Origin of the sequence: Burkholderia sp. BCC0419 (assembly GCF_902830285.1) — a bacterium.
GTDB lineage: Bacteria > Pseudomonadota > Gammaproteobacteria > Burkholderiales > Burkholderiaceae > Burkholderia.
Map to the genome: position 1 here is coordinate 2,280,940 of NZ_CADESR010000001.1, position 15,131 is coordinate 2,296,070.

14 protein-coding genes are annotated in these 15,131 nt (G+C 68.6%); 8 read left to right on the forward strand and 6 right to left on the reverse strand.

Features of this window, described 5'->3' with window-relative positions:
- Positions 1–148: 148 nt before the first annotated feature.
- From HWW87_RS10160 to HWW87_RS10185, 6 genes are all read right to left on the reverse strand, one after another.
- Positions 149–778, reverse strand: a complete 630-nt coding sequence (locus HWW87_RS10160; RefSeq protein WP_175820179.1) for an NAD(P)H-binding protein — start codon at positions 776–778, stop codon at positions 149–151.
- Between the two features lie 139 nt (positions 779–917).
- Entirely contained in the window at positions 918–2,309 is a 1,392-nt protein-coding gene (gene lpdA, locus HWW87_RS10165; protein WP_175820180.1) for a dihydrolipoyl dehydrogenase, read from the reverse strand.
- Positions 2,310–2,313: 4 nt separating this feature from the next.
- Positions 2,314–3,627, reverse strand: coding sequence for a dihydrolipoamide acetyltransferase family protein (locus tag HWW87_RS10170; RefSeq protein ID WP_175820181.1), 1,314 nt, complete (start codon positions 3,625–3,627; stop codon positions 2,314–2,316).
- A gap of 1 nt (position 3,628) precedes the next feature.
- Positions 3,629–4,669, reverse strand: coding sequence for an alpha-ketoacid dehydrogenase subunit beta (locus tag HWW87_RS10175; protein ID WP_175820707.1), 1,041 nt, complete (start codon positions 4,667–4,669; stop codon positions 3,629–3,631).
- A 2-nt stretch (positions 4,670–4,671) separates the two neighbouring features.
- The gene (locus HWW87_RS10180; RefSeq protein WP_059573914.1) at positions 4,672–5,904 is read right to left on the reverse strand and encodes a 3-methyl-2-oxobutanoate dehydrogenase (2-methylpropanoyl-transferring) subunit alpha; all 1,233 of its coding nucleotides are present in this window, start codon (positions 5,902–5,904) and stop codon (positions 4,672–4,674) included.
- 411 nt (positions 5,905–6,315) lie between these two features.
- Positions 6,316–6,942, reverse strand: coding sequence for a flavin reductase family protein (locus HWW87_RS10185; protein WP_175820182.1), 627 nt, complete (start codon positions 6,940–6,942; stop codon positions 6,316–6,318).
- Between the two features lie 30 nt (positions 6,943–6,972).
- Between HWW87_RS10185 and HWW87_RS10190 the strand changes: the two genes are divergently transcribed.
- The 8 genes from HWW87_RS10190 to HWW87_RS10225 all read left to right on the forward strand — a co-directional run bounded on the left by HWW87_RS10190 (position 6,973) and on the right by HWW87_RS10225 (position 15,125).
- Positions 6,973–7,230 carry a hypothetical protein gene (locus HWW87_RS10190; RefSeq protein ID WP_175820183.1) on the forward strand — a complete coding sequence of 86 codons (258 nt, stop codon included), beginning with the start codon at positions 6,973–6,975 and terminating at the stop codon, positions 7,228–7,230.
- A gap of 629 nt (positions 7,231–7,859) precedes the next feature.
- Positions 7,860–8,885, forward strand: a complete 1,026-nt coding sequence (locus tag HWW87_RS10195) for a substrate-binding domain-containing protein (RefSeq protein ID WP_175820184.1) — start codon at positions 7,860–7,862, stop codon at positions 8,883–8,885.
- A gap of 76 nt (positions 8,886–8,961) precedes the next feature.
- Positions 8,962–9,990, forward strand: a complete 1,029-nt coding sequence (locus HWW87_RS10200) for an ABC transporter substrate-binding protein (RefSeq protein WP_175820185.1) — start codon at positions 8,962–8,964, stop codon at positions 9,988–9,990.
- Positions 9,991–10,007: 17 nt separating this feature from the next.
- A complete protein-coding gene (locus HWW87_RS10205; protein WP_175820186.1) occupies positions 10,008–10,832 on the forward strand; it encodes an ABC transporter permease in 825 nt (274 codons plus the stop codon).
- A gap of 10 nt (positions 10,833–10,842) precedes the next feature.
- The gene (locus tag HWW87_RS10210) at positions 10,843–11,745 is read left to right on the forward strand and encodes an ABC transporter permease subunit (RefSeq protein ID WP_175820187.1); all 903 of its coding nucleotides are present in this window, start codon (positions 10,843–10,845) and stop codon (positions 11,743–11,745) included.
- Between the two features lie 13 nt (positions 11,746–11,758).
- Entirely contained in the window at positions 11,759–12,790 is a 1,032-nt protein-coding gene (locus tag HWW87_RS10215; RefSeq protein ID WP_175820188.1) for an ABC transporter ATP-binding protein, read from the forward strand.
- An 84-nt stretch (positions 12,791–12,874) separates the two neighbouring features.
- A complete protein-coding gene (locus tag HWW87_RS10220; protein WP_175820189.1) occupies positions 12,875–13,699 on the forward strand; it encodes a phosphodiesterase in 825 nt (274 codons plus the stop codon).
- A 226-nt stretch (positions 13,700–13,925) separates the two neighbouring features.
- Positions 13,926–15,125: an MFS transporter gene (locus HWW87_RS10225; protein WP_175820190.1), complete on the forward strand. Its 1,200-nt coding sequence runs from the start codon at positions 13,926–13,928 to the stop codon at positions 15,123–15,125.
- Positions 15,126–15,131: the final 6 nt, after the last annotated feature.

Below are 15,131 nucleotides of genomic sequence, written 5' to 3' on the forward strand. Positions count from 1 at the left end.
GGGGGCCCGAACGGGTGCGGCCGTCATGGCGTCGGCGGGAGGAAGTTCAGCAGGTGCCGCGCGGCGTCGATGTCGCGTGCGCAGTCAGTTGTCGTCAGTGCCGTGACTCTGCGTCACGACACCGCGCTTTCGTCGCACCGTCGCCGTATCAGACGAGCCGGTCGGATGCGACGACCTGCACGCCCGGCCGTGCGTCGATCGCCGCGTCGAGCAATGCGCGCGCGATCCGCGACGCGGGATTCACGCGCCACTTCGCCGGCAGCACCGGCGCGGCGGCGCTCAACGCGAACACGAACAGCCGCTCGCCGAACCTGAACTCGTCGCGGCTGCCGCCGATCAGGCCCGGTCGCACGTACGTGAGCGAATCGAACCCGACGCCGGCGAGCGCCTGTTCGACCTCGCCCTTCACGCGGTTGTAGAAGATGCGCGACGCAGCGTCCGCGCCGAGTGCGGAATTCAGCACGTAGGTCGGCGTGCCGTGCCGATGCGCGAGCCGCGCGACCGCGAGCGGATAGTCGTGATCGACGCGCCGGAACGCCGCCTGCGAACCGGCGGCCCGCATCGTGGTGCCGAGCGTGCAGATCACGGCATCCGCGTGCCACCAGTCGGCCGTGTCGGGCAGATGGTCGAAATCGACTTCCAGTGCGCGCATCTTCGGGTGCGGCGACAACGGCCGGCGCGCGAGGACGATCACCTGGTCGACCCGCGTATCGGCCAGCGCGACTTCGAGGACGTGGCGTCCGACGAGTCCGGTCGCGCCGACGAGCAGCAGTTGCATGTCCGGTTCTTCCGTTTGGAGCCTGCGTTGGCGGGCCCGAGGCGGCCCGGTTTCCGGCTATCGACATGATCGTCGGCCGACGCGGCGGCGGCAACCCTCCTCTCGTCTCGAAAAATTACGGCCCCGTCAGGCCCGCACGTCAAACATGCAGCGCGTGTCCGAGCGCGCGCAACGCCGCTTCCTGCAACGCTTCGCCGAGCGTCGGATGCGCGTGGATCGTGCCGCCGATGTCTTCCAGCCGCGCGCCCATCTCCAGCGACTGCGAGAACGCCGCGGCCAGCTCCGACACGCCACGCCCGACCGCCTGCCAGCCGACGATCAGGTGATTGTCGCGCCGCGCGACGACGCGCACGAATCCGTCGGTCGCCTGCAACGTCATCGCACGCCCGTTCGCCGCGAACGGGAACGATGCGCTCAGACAATCGACGCCGGCCGCGTGCGCATCGTCCGGCGACCAGCCCGCCGTCACGATCTCCGGATCGGTGAAGCAGACGGCCGGAATCGACGCGGGCATGAACTGGCGACGCCGGCCGGCGATCAGCTCGGCCACCATCTCGCCTTGCGCCATCGCGCGATGCGCGAGCATCGGCTCGCCCGCGACGTCGCCGATCGCCCAAACGTTGCGCATCGAGGTCCGGCATGTGTCGTCGATCCACAGCGCGCGGCCGTTGCGATCGAGCATCAGCGACTCGAGCCCGAAACCGTCGACCCGCGGCCGACGGCCCACCGCAACCAGCACGCGATCGGCCGGTAGCGCCTGCTCGGCGCCATCGGCCGCCTGCACGCGCACCGCGCCGTGCGCGTCCAGCCCGAGCACCTGGTGGCCGAGCCAAAGCCGCACGCCGAGGCGCGCGAGCGAATCGGCAACCGGCCGCCCGAGTTCGGCATCGTACGCAGGCAGCACGCGCTCGGCCGCTTCGACGACGCTGACGTCGACGCCAAGCTTGCGATAGACGATCCCGAGTTCGAGCCCGATATAGCCGGCGCCGACGACGACCAGCCGCTTCGGCAGCGTCGCGGGCGACAGCGCTTCGGTGGACGACACGACGTGCCCGCCGAACGGCATCGACGGCAGCTCGACCGGTTCGGAACCGGTCGCGAGCAACAGGTGTTCGCAACCGATGTGCACCGTATGGCCGCCGACGACGACCTCGACGGTCTTGCCGTCGAGCACGTGCGCTTCGCCGTGCAGCACGCGCACGCCGTTCTTCTTGAGCAGCGCGCTGACGCCGCGCGTCAGCCGGTCGACGATGCCGTCCTTCCATGCGACGCTTTTCGCGATGTCGATCTCGGGCGTACGCACGCGGATGCCGAGCGCGCCTTCGCCGGCATGGCCGCACGCCTGTTCGAACGCGTCGGCCACGTGGATCAGCGCCTTCGACGGAATGCAGCCGATGTTCAGGCATGTCCCGCCGAGCCGGTCGCGTTCGACCAGCACGGTCGGAATGCCGAGCTGGCCGGCGCGGATCGCGGCGACGTAGCCGCCCGGGCCGCCGCCGATGACGAGCAGTGTGGTGTGTTCGTTCTTCATCGGCTCACTCCACGAACAGCAGTGCCGGGCGTTCGAGCACCGCGCGCACGGCCTGGATGAATTCGGCCGCATCCGCGCCGTCGACGACGCGATGGTCGAACGACGACGACAGGTTCATCATCTTGCGCGCGACGACCGCACCGTCGCGGATCATCGGCCGCTCGACGATCCGGTTCACGCCGACGATGCCCACTTCCGGATGATTGATCACCGGCGTCGACACGATGCCGCCGAGCGCGCCAAGGCTCGAGATCGTGATCGTCGACCCGCTCAGTTCGTCGCGCTGCGCACGGTTCGCACGCACCGCGTCGGCGAGCCGCGCGATTTCGGCCGAGATCGACCATACATCACGCGCTTCCGCATGGCGCAGCACGGGCACCGTGAGGCCGCCGTCCGTCTGCGTCGCGACGCCCATGTGCACCGCGCCGTAGCGCGTGACGACGCCCGCTTCGTCGTCGAAACGCGCGTTGATCTGCGGGAAGTCGCGCAGCGCGATCACCATCGCGCGGATCAGCAGCGGCAGCGGCGTGAGCTTGCCACGCGTATCGCCGTGGCGGCGGTTCAGTTCCGTGCGCAACGATTCGAGCTCGGTGACGTCGATTTCCTCGACGTAGCTGAAATGCGGGATGCGGCGCTTCGCTTCCTGCATCTTGCGCGCGATCGCGCGCCGCAGGCCGATCACCGGCACTTCGGTTTCGTCGTGGCGTTCGTCGTAGCCGCGCGGTTGCGACCCGTGCGCCGAGCCGCCGCCGGTGCGCGCATACGCATCGAGATCCGTATGCAGGATCCGCCCGGCTTCGCCGGTGCCGCGCACGTAGCGCAGCTCGATGCCCATGTCCCACGCACGCTGGCGCACGGCCGGCGACGCGAGCGGCCGTTCGCCCGGCGCGAGCGCCGCGCGCGGCGGCGCGGCCGGTTCGTCGCGGCGCGGTTTCGCCGGGGCGCGGCTGGCCGCAGGCTGCGCAGGCGGTTCGGCCGGCGCGTCGGCCACCGCCGGTTTCGACGGCGCCGCCGCGACCGGTGCGGTTGCTACCTTGGTTTCTCGCACCGGTGCCGCGGCCTTCAGGTTGCCGTCACCGTCGACTTCGAGACGAATCAGCTCGCTGCCGACCGCCATCATCTGGCCGATCCGGCCGCCCAGTTCGACCACCTTGCCCGTCACCGGCGACGGAATCTCGACCGCCGCCTTGTCGGTCATCACGTCGGCGAGCGGCTGGTCTTCCTTGATCGTCTGCCCGACTTCCACATGCCAGGCCACCAGCTCGACCTCGGCGATCCCTTCGCCGATATCCGGCATCTTGATGACATGAATCCCCATCTCACGCCTCCATCACGCGTCGCAACGCTTCACCGACCCGGGTCGGGCCCGGAAAGTACGCCCATTCCTGCGCATGCGGATACGGCGTGTCCCAGCCCGTCGTGCGCTCGACCGGCGCTTCGAGGTGGTAGAAGCAGTGTTCCTGGACCAGCGACACGAGCTCCGCGCCATAGCCGCAGGTGCGCGTCGCCTCGTGCACCACGACGCAGCGCCCGGTCTTGCGCACCGACGCGACGACCGTGTCGAGATCGAGCGGCCACAGCGTGCGCAGGTCGATCACTTCCGCGTCGATGCCCGTCTCCTCCGCCGCGGCCAGCGACACGTGCACGGTCGTGCCGTACGTCAGCACCGTCACGTCGTTGCCGGGCCGCACGATGGCGGCCGTATCGAGCGGCACCGTGTAATAGCCTTCCGGCACCGCGCTCGCCGGATGCTTGAGCCACGACGTGACGGGCCGTTCGTGATGGCCGTCGAACGGCCCGTTGTACAGCCGCTTCGGCTCGAGGAAGATCACCGGATCGTCGTTCTCGATCGACGCGATCAAGAGCCCTTTCGCGTCGTACGGATTCGACGGCATCACCGTGCGCAGCCCGCACACCTGCGTGAACATCGCCTCCGGGCTCTGGCTGTGCGTCTGCCCGCCGTAGATGCCGCCGCCGCATGGCATCCGGATCGTCATCGGCGCGATGAACTGGCCGGCCGAGCGGTAGCGCAGCCGCGCGCCTTCCGACACGATCTGGTCGGAGGCCGGATAGAAATAGTCGGCGAACTGGATCTCGCAGACGGGGCGCAGCCCGTATGCGCCCATCCCCACCGCCACGCCGACGATCCCGCCTTCGGAGATCGGCGCATCGAACACGCGCGACTTGCCGTATTTGTTCTGCAGTCCTTCGGTACAACGGAACACGCCGCCGAAATAGCCGACGTCCTGCCCGAACACGACCACATCGCTGTCGCGCCCGAGCATCACGTCCATCGCGGAGCGCAGCGCCTGGATCATCGTCATCGGCTGCGTCGCCGTGTCTGTCTCGTGTTGCGCCATGATCATGCTCCCAGTTCCTGGCGCTGACGGCGCAGGTGCGCGGGCAGCTCCTTGTATACGTCGTCGAACATCGAGGCCGGCGACGGAATCCGGTCGTCGGCGAGCGTCCCGTATTTCTCCGCTTCCTTCTGCGCGGCGATCACCTCGGCCTCGAGCTCGGCCGTCAACGCATCGTGCGCACTGTCCGACCAGATGCCCTTCACGATCAGGTGACGCTTGAAACGCTCGATCGGATCGCCGAGCGGGAAATGGGACCAGTCGTCGCTCGGCCGGTACTTGGTCGGATCGTCCGACGTCGAATGCGCGCCCGCGCGGTAGGTCACCCACTCGATCAGCGTCGGGCCGAGATTGCGGCGCGCGCGTTCGGCCGCCCAGCTCGACGCCGCGTAGATCGCGAGGAAATCGTTGCCGTCGACGCGCAGCGACGCGATCCCGCAGCCGACGCCGCGCCCGGCGAAGGTCGTGCCCTCGCCGCCCGCGATCGCCTGGAACGTCGAGATCGCCCACTGGTTGTTGACCACGTTCAGCACGACCGGCGCGCGGTACACGTGCGCGAACGTGAGCGCGGTGTGGAAATCGGCTTCGGCCGTCGCGCCGTCGCCGATCCATGCGGATGCGATCTTCGTGTCGCCCTTGATCGCCGACGCCATCGCCCAGCCGACCGCCTGGATGAACTGCGTCGCGAGGTTGCCGGAAATGGAGAAGAAGCCGGCTTCGCGGTCCGAGTACATCACCGGCAGTTGGCGACCCTTCAGCGGATCGCCTTCGTTCGACATCAGCTGGCAGATCATCCGCTCGAGCGGCACGTCGCGCGCGATCAGGATGCTCTGTTGCCGGTAGGTCGGAAAGCACATGTCGCCGTCGCGCAGCGCCATCGCGTGCGCGGTGCCGATCGCCTCTTCGCCGAGGCTCAGCATGTAGAAGGAGATTTTTTTCTGGCGCTGCGCAATCATCATGCGCGCGTCGAAAATGCGGGTCTTGAGCATCGCGCGCAGCCCGGCGATCAGCCGCGCATCGTCGAGATCGGGAGCCCACGGGCCGACGGCCTTGCCGCTGTCGTCGAGCACGCGCACGAGGCTGCGGGCGAGATTGGCGGTGTCCGCCGCGGCAACGTCGATCGGCGGGCGGCGGACGGCGCCGGCCGGCGATAGATGCAGATAGGAAAAGTCCGTCTTGCAGCCCGGGCGCCCGGTGGGCTCCGGCACATGCAGACGCAATGGCTCTGACAGGCTCATCGTGTCGTCTCCACGCTCGATTGTGTCTCACGCTGTTTGGGAACGCGCGGGCCGGTTGCCGGCCTGCGCGCGAGCTGACGCGCGGATAAGCACGTCAACCTTGGAAATCTATGCCTTGCGGCGGCGGACGTCGATGCCCAAGCCGCTCGTTCGTGGTGAGCAGATTTGCCATGGCGGATCGCGGCCGCGCGTGAGTGCGGCGAGCGGAGTCGGCGCAGGACGGGATTGCTGCGGTGCAGGGTCGCTGGATCGGCGGTGATCGATCGGGCGCCGGGGACAGACGGATCGTCACGTCCCGATCATGTGAGGGTACGAAGCAAAAGACCCCGCGAAATCCTGGATCTCCGCGGGGTCTTTTCGGGTTCGGGCGCTCGTGCGCCCGATTACCGGCTTACTGCGGCGCGCGATCGATCACGCGTCGGGCCGGAAGATGTCGAAGCGGCTGTCGGGCTTTACGTGCACGTAGGCCGACGGGCCGCCCGCACGAAGAATGATGTCCGCGCCGAACGTGTCGAAGATGCCGTCTTTGAGCAGATCATTGCGGATATGGACCGCGACGACCTCGCCCAGCACCAGCGTGGCCGGCGTCTCGACGCCGCGATGATCGCGCAGCCGGATCACGTCGGTCACCTTGCATTCGAAGTTGACGCCGCTTTCCGCGACGCGCGGCACGTTGACGAGGCGCGACGGAATCGCGGTCAAACCGCCGAGGTCGAATTCATTCACGTCATACGGCACCGCGGCGCAGGTCTGGTTCATCTTTTCGGCGAGGTCGCGCGTCGCGAGGTTCCATACGAACTCGCCAGTCTCCTGCACGTTGCGCAGGCTGTCCTTCGCGGCCGTGCTCGAAAAACCGATGATCGGCGGACGATAGTTGAACGCGTTGAAGAAGCTGTACGGCGCGAGGTTCAGCGTGCCATCGCTGCCGCGGGATGAAATCCAGCCGATCGGGCGCGGGCCCACGATCGCGTTCAACGGATCGTGCGGCAGGCCGTGGCCTTGCGAGGGTTCGTAATAGTGATGGGTCGAGTCGGTCATGAAGGGTGGTCTTGCGGGAGGCAAACTGCGTTGAAGACGATCGACGGAACGCATGTGCCGCTGGCGGCAAAAGGTATCCGGTGCGACGTGCGTGCCAGTATCACATGGCGTCGTGTTCGTCGCAGTGAAGCGCGCCCGCGAGCCGTGTCGCCGCGCCGACGCATGCGGCGCGCCCAACAAAAAACCCGCGAGCGCTGCATTTCTCGCGGGTTTTTTTACACCTTCATCGAATCGCATCAACGCAATCGATGGTGCCGGGGACCGGACTTGAACCGGCAAGCCAATTAAGGCGGCGGATTTTCGTCACACTGCTTCTTTCGAAGCCGGCGTCGCGTGCGCGAGCCGTTCGTGCGCTGGACTATGCCTTCACCGTCGCGCGCGGGCGTGACCGCTGCCCGTGCGCCTTAGGCGCCCCCCGTCTAGTCTCTACACCTTCCTCGCTGCAGTCGTACCGCGAGGCTTGGCTCGGCGTTGCCTCGATGTACACGTTGCACATCAGGGGTTTCACCGAATTTGAAGGGTTCTGCACCGGCCGTTTCCGACCGGGCACTCAATCTTTTAAGTCCGCTATGTTTACCAATTTCATCACCCCGGCAAAAGGGCGGACGCGATTCTACCATTGCTTGGCGCATGCGTTCCCTGATTCCCGCGCAATGCATCGCGATGCAGCACATTTGGCGGCCCCGTCCGCGGCCGAATTCATATGGCGTAACCGACGACGTTGCCACTCCCATCGCCGATTTCCTCCCGCGCCGCAACATCCGCCGATACAATCGAAGCCCCCCGTGCCCGACGGGGCGCCAACCGTCTGATGTTTGTATCGTGCTTTTTACGAAACACACATCGTGCGCGTCATCGCGAAGTCACAAACGTTTTCGATAATTCCCCGGCCGAAAACGTTTACATCGCATGACTACATGACCTCGACCATCAAGGACGTCGCTGCCCTCGCGGGCTTCTCGATCGCCACCGTTTCGCGTGCGATCAACGCGCCGCATACCGTCAGCCCCGCCACGCTGCAGACGATCCGCACCGCCATCGACACGCTGCAGTTCCGCCCGAGCCCGCTCGGCCGGCAACTGCGCGGCGAGCGCACGCGGCTCGTCGGCGTCGTCGTGCCGACGCTGTCGAACCCGGTGTTCGCCGACTGTCTGCAAGGCATCGACGAACTCGCAACCGCGGCCGGTTTCAAGCTGATCCTGATGACGACCGAATACGACGCGGCGCGCGAGCGTCATGCGATCGAGACGCTGCGCGAGCAGCGCGTCGAAGGGCTGATCCTCACCGTCGCCGATGCGGACACGCACCCGCTGCTCGACATGCTCGACCGCGACGGCCCGCACTACGTGCTGATGCACAACGACACGCAGCGCCGTCCGTCGGTGTCGGTCGACAACCGCCGTGCCGCCTACGACGGCGTGCAGTTGCTGACCGCGCTCGGTCATCGCCGCGTGCTGATGCTGGCTGGTTCGCTCGCCGCATCGGATCGCGCGCGCCAGCGTCATCTCGGTTATGCGCAGGCACTCGCGGAAAGCGGCGTGGCACCGCTGCCGCCCGTCGAGGTCGACTTCAACGCGCCCGAGCTGCCCGATGCGGTGCTCGCGCACCTCACCGCGCACGCCACGCGCCCGACCGCCCTCTTCTGCAGCAACGACCTGCTCGCGATGGTCGTGATGCGCGGCCTGCGCCGCGCGGGTTTCTCGATTCCCGACGACCTGTCGGTGCTCGGCTTCGACGGCATTGCGATCGGCGAGCTGCTCGCGCCGCCGCTCGCGAGCGTCGCGACGCCGAACCGCGACATCGGCCGCCACGCCTGGCAGCGTCTCGTCGAATCCATCGGCGGCGCGGCGATCGACCGCACGTCGATGATCCTGCCGCATGCGGTGCGCGACGGTGCGACGGTTGCGCCGCCGGCCACCGAGCTGCACTTGCGCAAGGCGTGATCGCCAGCCGCACGTCCACGCATACCGAACCCCACACCACCCCAGCGCTACACCCACTCTCGCCCGGAGACCCACCGTGTCCTTTCGCCTGACCTCGCTGCTGCGCGCGCTTGCCGCGCCGCTCGCCTTTGCCGCGCTCGTCGCCGGCGCCCCCGCGGCCCACGCCGACGAAACGGCGATCTGCTACAACTGCCCGCCCGAATGGGCCGACTGGGCCGCGCAGATCGCGGCGATCAAGCAGAAGACCGGCATCCGCGTACCGTTCGACAACAAGAACTCGGGCCAGGCGATCGCGCAGCTGATCGCCGAGCAGAAGAGCCCGGTGGCCGACGTCGTCTACCTCGGCGTGTCGTCGGCATTCCAGGCGAAGGACAAGGGCGTGATCGCGCCGTACAAGCCCGCGCACTGGAACGACATTCCCGCGAACCTGAAGGACCCGCAAGGCTACTGGTTCGCGATCCACTCGGGCACGCTCGGCTTCTTCGTGAACAAGGACGCGCTCGACGGCAAGCCGGTGCCGCGCTCGTGGGCCGATCTGCTGAAGCCCGAATACAAGGGCATGGTCGGCTATCTCGATCCGTCGAGCGCATTCGTCGGCTACGCGGGCGCGGTCGCCGTCAACCAGGCGCTCGGCGGCAGCCTCGACAACTTCAAGCCGGGCCTCGACTGGTTCCGCAAGCTGAAGGCGAACGCGCCGATCGTGCCGAAGCAGACGGCCTATGCGCGCGTGCTGTCCGGCGAGATCCCGATCCTGCTCGACTACGACTTCGATGCGTACCGCGCGAAATACAAGGACAACGCGAACGTCGAGTTCGTGATCCCGAAGGAAGGCACGATCGCGGTGCCGTACGTGATGAGCCTCGTGAAGGGCGCGCCGCACGACGCGAACGGCAAGAAGGTGCTCGACTTCGTGCTGTCGGACGAAGGCCAGAAGCTGTGGGCCAACGCGTACTTGCGCCCGGTGCGCGCGCAGACGCTCGGCGCCGACATCGCCGCGAAGTTCCTGCCGGCGAGCGAATACGCGCGGGCGAAGCCGGTCGACTTTGGCAAGATGGCGGCCGGCCAGCAGGCGTTCGGCCAGCAGTACCTGCAGATCATGCAGTAAGCCGCGGGACGCAACCGATGCTCGACCTGACTTTTCCGCTGCGCTGGCGCGTCGCGCTCGTCGCGCCGGCGCTGGCGGTATTCGCCGCGTTCTGGCTGCTGCCGATGGCGTCGCTCGTGCAGGTGTCCGCCGACGGCGCCTTCTTCTCGCAGTACGCGGCGCTGCTCGGCAACGCGCGTTACATGAAGAGCCTCGGCGAAACGGTGGCGCTGTCCGCGGGCGTCACGCTCGCGACGCTCACGCTGTCGACGATCTCGGGCCTGCTGCTCGCGCGCCGCGAATTCGCCGGCAAGCGCGTGCTGCTCGCGCTGCTCACGTTTCCGCTCGCGTTCCCGGGCGTCGTGGTCGGCTTCATGGTGATCATGCTTGCGGGGCGCCAGGGGCTGATCGGCATGCTGTCGGCGAAGCTGACCGGTGATAAATGGGTGTTCGCCTATTCGGTCGCGGGTCTGTTCGTCGGCTACCTGTACTTCTCGATTCCGCGCGTGATCGTCACCGTGATCGCGGCCGCGTCGAAGCTCGACGCGTCGCTCGAGGAAGCCGCGCGTTCGCTCGGCGCGTCGCCGTGGCGCATCTTCGTCGACATCGTGCTGCCCGCGCTCGCGCCGGGACTGATCGCGGCCGGCGCGATCTGCTTCGCGACCGCGATGGGCGCGTTCGGCACCGCGTTCACGCTCGCCACCGACCTGAACGTGCTGCCGATGACGATCTACACCGAGTTCACGCTGAACGCGAACATCGCGACGGCGGCCGGCCTGTCGATCGTGCTCGGCGTCGTCACGTGGGCCGTGCTCGCACTCGCGCGCCGGTTCACCGGCCACACTGCCGCCGCCGCGGCCTGAGGATTTCTTCATGCAATCGCTTTCCGGTTCGCCCGCGCCGTCGCCGGCGCCTGCTCCGGCCCCCTTGCAAACGACGCGTGCCGCGCGCCGTGCGCCGCGCGTCGCCGGCGCACGTGCGATCGCCGCGCTGCAATGGGGCGTCACGCTGCTGCTGTGCGCGTTCCTGATCGTGCCCGTCGTGATGTCGGTGCTCGCGGGGCTGACCGTCAACTATTTCCGCGGCCTGTCGAGCGGCCTCACGCTGCACTGGCTCGAGCAGGTATGGCAGCAGTATCACGGCTCGGTCGCGCTGTCGCTCTACGTCGCATTCGCGACGCTCGCGATCGTGCTCGTCGTCGGCGTGCCGGCCGGCTATGCGCTCGCGCGCAGCAAGAGCCGCCTCGCGCGCGCGATCGAGGAAGCGCTCGTGCTGCCGGTCGCGCTGCCGGGGCTGGCTTCGGCGCTCGCGCTGCTGGTCGTGTACGGCGGCTTCACCGCGTTCCGGATGAGCCTGTGGTTCATCGTCGTCGGCCACGTCGTGTTCACGCTGCCGTTCATGGTGCGCGCGGTGGCGGCCGTCGCGGCCGGCGCCGACCTGCGCACGCTCGAGGAAGGCGCGGCGAGCCTCGGCGCATCGTTCGTCACGCGCTTCGTCACGATCGTGCTGCCGAACCTGCGGCCCGGCATCGTCGCCGGTGCGCTCGCGGTGCTCACGCTGTCGATCGGCGAATTCAACCTCACGTGGATGCTGCATACGCCCGACACCAAGACGCTGCCGGTCGGGCTCGCCGATACGTATGCGTCGCTGCGCCTCGAAGTCGGCAGCGCGTACACGATCCTGTTCCTGCTGATGACGCTGCCGCTACTCGTCACGATGCAGTGGCTCGGCGTCGATCCGTCCGGTACGCGCGCGCTGAAGAAGCGCCCGCGCTGACTTTTTTGCAGACATGAAACTCGATTCCACTCCCGTCACCTTGACCGGCTGCGCGAAGACGTTCCGCGGCACACGCGTGCTCGAACCGCTCGACCTGTCGATCGGCGCCGGGGAAACGCTCGTGCTGCTCGGGCCTTCCGGCTGCGGCAAGACGACCACGCTGCGCCTGATCGCGGGCCTCGACATGCCCGATGCCGGCGGCACGATCGCATTCGGCGACGACGACGTCACCGCACTGCCGATCGAGCGCCGGCAGGTCGGCATGGTGTTCCAGAACTACGCGCTGTTTCCGAACCTGACGGTGCGCGGCAACGTCGGCTACGGGCTGAAGATCCGCAAGACCGAGCCGCGCGCGTTGCGCGAGCGCGTCGACGAACTGCTCGCGATGATGCGGCTCGACGCGCATGCGGACAAACCAGTCGATCAACTGTCGGGCGGCCAGCGTCAGCGCGTCGCGCTGGCGCGCGCGCTCGCGGTGCAGCCGCGCGTGCTGCTGCTCGACGAACCGCTGACCGCGCTCGACGCGAAGCTGCGCGACGTGCTGCGCCGCGACATGAACACGCTGCTGCGCACGCTCGGCGTGACGACCGTCTACGTGACGCACGACCAGGCCGAAGCGATGGAGCTCGGCGACCGGATCGTCGTGATGGGCGCGGGCCGCATCGAGCAGATCGGCACGCCGCGCGAGATCTACTACCACCCCGCGAACCGCACGGTCGCGCAGTTCATCGGCACGCTGAACCGGCTGGCGGGCCAGTGGCGCGACGGCGCGCTCGAAACGACGGGCGGCGCAATCGCCACGCCGCATGCGGCCGACGAATGGTTCTTCCGCCCCGAGGACGCGCAGCTCGCCGATCCCGCGCATGCGCCATTGCGCGGCGCGGTCGGCGCGTGCGCGTTCCTCGGCGAGCGCACGCGGCTCACGATCGAGCATGCGGCACCCGACGCGCTCGTGATCGACGTGCCGGGCCGCATCGCGCTCGCGCGCGGCACGGCGGTCGGCCTCACGATCGCGCCGGAAGGCCTGATCGCGCTCGGCGCGTAAGCGGTCGTTCGGGCATCATCCATGCAGCACCCCACGGCGGCGCACGCCGCCGCGACAACAACCAGACGATTCCGAGGAACGACGATGCTGCTTGCTCAAATCAGCGATCTCCACATCAAGCGCCCGGGCCAGCTCGCGTACCGGCGCGTCGACACGGCGGCCGCGCTCGCCCGCTGCATCGCGAAGCTGAACGCACTCGTGCCGCGCCCCGACGCCGTGCTCGTCACCGGCGACCTGACCGACTTCGGCCACGACGAAGAGTACGGCAACCTGCGCGGGCTGCTCGCGGCGCTCGAGATTCCGTATTACCTGATGATCGGCAATCACGACGACCGCGCCGGGCTGCGCCGCGCGTTCGCCGATCGCGCCGAATTGCACGACGGTGAATTCGTGCAGTACGCGCTCGACGTCGGCGCGGTGCGCGTGCTCGCGCTCGATTCGCAGGTGCCGGGCGCGAGCCACGGCGACCTGTGCGACGCGCGGCTCGCGTGGCTCGCCGCGCAGCTCGACGCCGCGCGCGACCGCCCGGTAATCGTCGCGCTGCATCACCCGCCGTTCGTGTCGGGCATCGGCCACATGGACAAGCTGCGTCTCACGCCCGCCGCCGCCGAGAAACTCGACGCGCTGCTGCGCGGTTATCCGAACGTCGAGCGCGTGCTGTGCGGTCACGTGCATCGAACGATGTTCACGCGCTTCGGCGGCACGCTCGCGTGCGCGGTGCCGTCGCCCGCGCACCAGGTCGCCTTCGACCTGCGGAGCGATGCGCCGTCCGCCTTCCGGCTCGAACCACCGGCGTTCGCGGTCCATCGTCATGCACCCGATACGGGGATGACGTCGCATCACGTCTATGTGGACGAAGGCGCGGGGCCGTATCCGTTCTACGAGCCGACGGGCGAACTGGTCGACTGACGACGTGAAGCGCGTGCCGTGATGGGCGGCGGCCGGCCCGTTGTGCCGTCGTGTCGCCGTGCCTGCCGTCGTGCCTGCCGTCGTGTCGGCTTGCCGGCTTGCCGGCTTGCCGCCGGCAGGATTCACGTCGCTCCGGTATGATCGGCAGCCTCGACCGGCGCCCGGCCTACCTGCGCACCCGATGCGTGCGCCGCCTGCCGCGCCGCCCCACTCCGTGCCCGCCGCCATGTCCACCGCCTCCACCGACCGTCCGACCGACGCCGCCTCGCCCCACTACTCGCGCAGCCTGCTGTTGCTGCTCGCGACGATCGCGGGCGTGTCGGTCGCGAACATCTACTACAACCAGCCGCTGCTCGACAGCTTCCGCTCGTCCTTTCCGGACGGCGCGTCATGGATCGGCGCGGTACCGACCGCGACGCAGCTCGGCTATGCGGCCGGCATGTTCCTGCTCGCGCCGCTCGGCGACCGTTTCGATCGCCGCGGGCTGATCCTGCTGCAGATCGCCGGGCTGTCGATCGCGCTGATCGCGGCGGCCACCGCGCCGTCGCTCGTCGTACTCGCGGTCGCAAGCCTCGCGATCGGCATCCTCGCGACCATCGCGCAGCAGGCCGTGCCGTTCGCCGCCGAAATCGCGCCGCCGGCCGAACGCGGCCACGCGGTCGGCACCGTGATGAGCGGCCTGCTGCTCGGCATCCTGCTCGCGCGTACCGCCGCCGGCTTCGTCGCCGAGTATTTCGGCTGGCGCGCGGTGTTCGCCGCATCGGTCGCGGCGCTCCTCGCACTCGCCGTCGTGATCGTGCTGCGGCTGCCGCGCAGCTCGCCGACGTCGACGCTGTCGTACGGCAAGCTGCTCGGCTCGATGTGGCATCTGGCCGTCGAGTTGCGCGGGCTGCGCGAGGCATCGCTGACGGGCGCCGCGCTGTTCGCGGCGTTCAGCGCGTTCTGGCCGGTGCTCACGCTGCTGCTCGCCGGCGCGCCGTTCCATCTCGGCCCGCAGGCAGCCGGCCTGTTCGGGATCGTCGGGGCCGCGGGCGCGCTCGCCGCACCGTATGCGGGCCGCTTCGCGGACACGCGCGGCCCGCGCGCGATCATCTCGCTCGCGATCGCGCTGCTCGCGCTGTCGTTCGTGATCTTCGCGCTGTCGGGTTCGAGCCTCGTCGGGCTCGTGATCGGCGTGATCGTGCTCGACGTGGGCGTACAGGCCGCGCAGATCTCGAACCAGTCGCGCATCTATGCGCTGAAGCCCGACGCGCGCAGCCGCGTCAACACGGTGTACATGGTGTGCTATTTCATCGGCGGCGCGCTCGGCTCGTCGGCCGGCGTCGCTGCATGGCGCGCGTTCGGCTGGACCGGCATGTGCGCGGCCGGCCTGCTGTTTACCGCGCTCGCCGGCTGGTCCCACCATCGCGGCGGCCGGCGCGGCTGAGCGCGA